Annotated in this window: 6 protein-coding genes; 1 reads left to right on the forward strand and 5 read right to left on the reverse strand. The window is 51.9% G+C overall.

Annotation, left to right across the window (positions count from 1 at the left end):
- Positions 1 to 61: 61 nt before the first annotated feature.
- Positions 62 to 448, forward strand: a complete 387-nt coding sequence (locus tag WBV27_RS05555) for an MmcQ/YjbR family DNA-binding protein (protein WP_424200152.1) — start codon at positions 62 to 64, stop codon at positions 446 to 448.
- Positions 449 to 703: 255 nt separating this feature from the next.
- Here WBV27_RS05555 and WBV27_RS05560 read toward each other — a convergent pair whose 3' ends face one another.
- The 5 genes from WBV27_RS05560 to WBV27_RS05580 all read right to left on the reverse strand — a co-directional run.
- Entirely contained in the window at positions 704 to 874 is a 171-nt protein-coding gene (locus tag WBV27_RS05560) for a hypothetical protein (protein ID WP_424200154.1), read from the reverse strand.
- A 193-nt stretch (positions 875 to 1,067) separates the two neighbouring features.
- On the reverse strand, positions 1,068 to 1,787 hold the full coding sequence (locus tag WBV27_RS05565) for a 16S rRNA pseudouridine(516) synthase (protein ID WP_424200156.1): 720 nt from the start codon (positions 1,785 to 1,787) through the stop codon (positions 1,068 to 1,070).
- Positions 1,788 to 1,897: 110 nt separating this feature from the next.
- Positions 1,898 to 2,416, reverse strand: coding sequence for a nucleoside-triphosphatase (locus tag WBV27_RS05570; RefSeq protein ID WP_424200158.1), 519 nt, complete (start codon positions 2,414 to 2,416; stop codon positions 1,898 to 1,900).
- Positions 2,417 to 2,426: 10 nt separating this feature from the next.
- Positions 2,427 to 3,041 carry a hypothetical protein gene (locus tag WBV27_RS05575; RefSeq protein WP_424200160.1) on the reverse strand — a complete coding sequence of 205 codons (615 nt, stop codon included), beginning with the start codon at positions 3,039 to 3,041 and terminating at the stop codon, positions 2,427 to 2,429.
- Positions 3,038 to 3,505, reverse strand: a 468-nt coding sequence (locus tag WBV27_RS05580; RefSeq protein WP_424200162.1) for an FAD binding domain-containing protein, incomplete at its 5' end; no start/stop codon positions are given. The genes WBV27_RS05580 and WBV27_RS05575, both read right to left, overlap by 4 nt.

Genomic DNA, 3,505 nt, shown 5'->3' on the forward strand with positions numbered 1-3,505 from the left:
TTTCGGGAAAATTTAATATAATAAAGGTATGGTCAAATGAACAGGAAAGAAGGAACGTAACATGGAAGAACTGCATACTGTCCGGACCCGGCTGATCGCCCTTTGCCAGGAGCACGCGCATGTCATCGAGGATTACCCTTTCGATGACCCCAACTGGACCGTCATGCGCCACGAAGGCAACCGAAAATCGTTCGCCTACATCTATGAACGGAACGGTGAAATTTGGCTGAACGTCAAGAACACGCCGGAACGCAATGAGTATCTGCGCGAGACAATCCCGGAAATCATGCCAGCCTATCATATGAACAAGACCCACTGGATCACCCTGCGGCTCATCTCCGAAGAGCTCTACCCGATTGCCGACCGGATCATCACGGAAAGCTACCAGTTGACGCAGACAAAGCCGAGGGAAAAAACGGCCGCGCGCATTGAAGAAAATGGGCTTTGAACAGGTGTGGCTGAAAAAATGGTGACGGAACCCACGCCTTGTTTGCCTCAGGAGACTTGCTGTCTAAACGCCAAATAACCCTTGCTGCACTGCATAAATGCGGCAAGGGTTATTTGGCGTACCGTTACATTTGATTATCAGGTGGCGTAATGAAATCTGAAACCACAATATCGATCTGAAATGATTGTGACGCCTTCTATTTTTCTATTTTTGGAATGTTAGGGACAATCCGAAAACACGCTCCAGTGCGGCCCCCTAATCGTAATGCCGAAAAACGGCACGCAAAATATAGAAAATCGGCACGGCGGCGGCGAATGGCGGAAAAGCGAAGCAAACGACCAAGGCTATGACAGCAATAATGACTTTCCAGGCGGCTTCCCCGGCAAAATAAGCTAAAGCAAACAAACCCAAGAAAACGAAAAACATGACAGTTCCTCCTAAAAATGGCAGATTGTCCGAAAGCAGTTCGGAGTCATCGGTGATCAAAGGATGCTTCTTGGCATAGTGTTATTCGCATATATGGTTAGTGGCGTTAGGTTTCCGACCCATTCCTTAATGGGGTGATGTTTCTGAACCCTGTCAGCTGAATACCTTGGGGGACGTGGGCTAAATTGACAGGTTATTTGAAATACGGCTTCAATTGTTCCAGTTCCGCTTCGTTGAGCGACCGGTAGCTGCCGGGAGGAATCGATTCGTCCAGTTCGATCGGCCCCATCGTCAGCCGTTTCAGATAGGTGACTTTCTTGCCGACCGAGAGGAACATCTTCTTCACTTGGTGGAATTTCCCCTCGCTGATGTCCAGCAGCACGCGACTTTCCTCGTCCCCATGGCTGAGGATGGTCAAACGTGCCGGCTTGCAGGTAGTTCCGCCGTGGAAGACGATCCCTTCGGCGAAGGCTTCCTGATCGGCGGCGGTCACGCGCTCGTTCACGACGACTTCATAGCGCTTCGTCACTTTTTTGTGCGGCAGCAACAGCTGATATCCCAGTTGCCCGTTGTCCGTGATCAGCAACAGCCCTTCCGTATCCTTGTCCAGCCGTCCGACGGGATACAGGCCAGGTCTGCGGTCGGACGGGTCAATCAGATCGATGACTGTGCGGTTGCCTTCATCGGATACCGCCGTTACTACGCCAGCCGGTTTGTGCAACATGTAGTAGACATTGGTCCGGTGCATCAGCGTTTTACCCGAGACGATGACCGTCTGGATCTGCGGATCTACATTGTGGTTGTCCGCCAGCACGATTTCCCCGTCGATGCTGACTTGTTTGCTTCTGATCAATTTTTTCACTTGTCCTCGGGAACCGTAGCCGCATTCGCTGAGCAGTTTATCCAATCGCATCTAGCCTCTTCCTTTCTTTTCCGTTATTTTGCAGTTCTTCCATTCTAAGCGGAAAAGCGCTGTGGCGCAAGCCTCATCATTTGATAACAACAACATTCCCCTCGTTTTTATCATTGCGAGGGGAATGTTTGATCTTCAACTACAATCAGACGGTACGTCACGATTCCAAATTTTTTTGCCACCGGATCCAGGTTCTTTCTGTTGATGCAAAGATAAAGTTCCTTATCGCTCGCCAACAGACTCTTCAATGCCCTGCAGAACCCGTTTCCTTGCAGTTCGACCGGACCGATTTCATCCAGCAGGATAGTCCGGATTGCCGGATCGGAAATGATATCGCGGATAACATCCTCAGTTGCCGCGAGGGGCTCCATCAGGAAAGTGAAACGGTCGAATCCGAAACTGTCCTGCTGAGGTGGCACTTCATCATCCTTGCTCAGTCTGATGAAAGGAGCTGTTGTTCCGGTCGCCAGTCTCTTCAAGTCATATCCTTCGAACGCACCCTGCTCCGAAAAAGCTTTGATGCTCGCGAAGCCATCGGCGGTACCAGCGGGCAATTCATGGTAGAGCCGGATCAGCTCCGTCGTCTTCCCGGCGTCCATTTCTCCCGTGATGATGTTCACGCGTCCCATGCCGTCCCCCCTAAAACGCAAGCGTCAGCATGATGGCTGTCGCCAGCGCCGCATAGGCAACCAACGGGGTCACCGCAACAACGCGTTCTATTCTTTCAATTTTCAGATAGGCGAGCATCAAAATGGCATTCACTAAGCTTTCCAAAAACAGGAAGCGCAGGCTGAACTGCAGTCCGTCAGTCACAAGCGCGGCCGGCAGATCAATGAGCGAAATCAGGAACAGATAGAAGAGAAAAACCGCGCGCCACAGGACGCCCATCGAAAAAACCGACGCAAAGCCGATGGCAATCTTCCTCCTTTCGGCATAGGCGAATACGAGCGCAACCGCCAGGCCTTCCAACACGATGGACAGGGCCGGATTGAGTATCCTAATCGGAATATTTCCCGTAATCAGCAAATCGCAACACTTGATCAACGCCGACACCAACGCCACCTGAAAGACCGCCCCGGGCTTCCCGGTCGACAAGTAAGCCTTCCTCATGAAATAAAAGGCAATAGGGAACATCACGAAGCCGGGAACGCCGGGCAATTGGATTGCGGCCATATGCAACACATATCCCAAAGTGGCTTCGGCTATCCCCCACAACGAACCCCAGTAGACAATCTGAATGGCTTTCTTGTTCATTTCGCCAGCCCCCTCCCGATGAAATCCTCCAGCAGCTGCAGCGATACGTGCCGCCGATAGTCCGCCGTGGAACGGGTATCGTCCAATGGCGCAAGCAGTTTCCCATATCGCGTGCGCAACGGTTCTATTTTTGCAACCAGTTCCGTTTCCATTGTCCCTATCAAAATTTCTTCGCAGGCCCTGTCCCTGACGGCAGTCGGCGCAACGGAACCGAATGCGATCCGCACATCTTCGATGATGCCGTCCTTCTTGATCGCCACGGCATAGAAACTCGCCTTGGAGATGGCGTTGACTTGCCTGCCGCCGATTTTCCGGTAATAGGATACCGTATAGTCGGCAAGCGGTATCGCAATCTCCGTCACCAGTTCATCGGGTTGAAGCAGCGTCTGTTTGGCAAAGGTGATGAATTGTCTGACGGGAAGCTTGCGCGTCCCGTGCGCGGATGCCAAAGTAATCTCCGCATT

Origin of the sequence: Trichococcus sp. (genome assembly GCF_049589555.1) — a bacterium.
In the GTDB taxonomy this organism is placed as follows: domain Bacteria; phylum Bacillota; class Bacilli; order Lactobacillales; family Aerococcaceae; genus Trichococcus.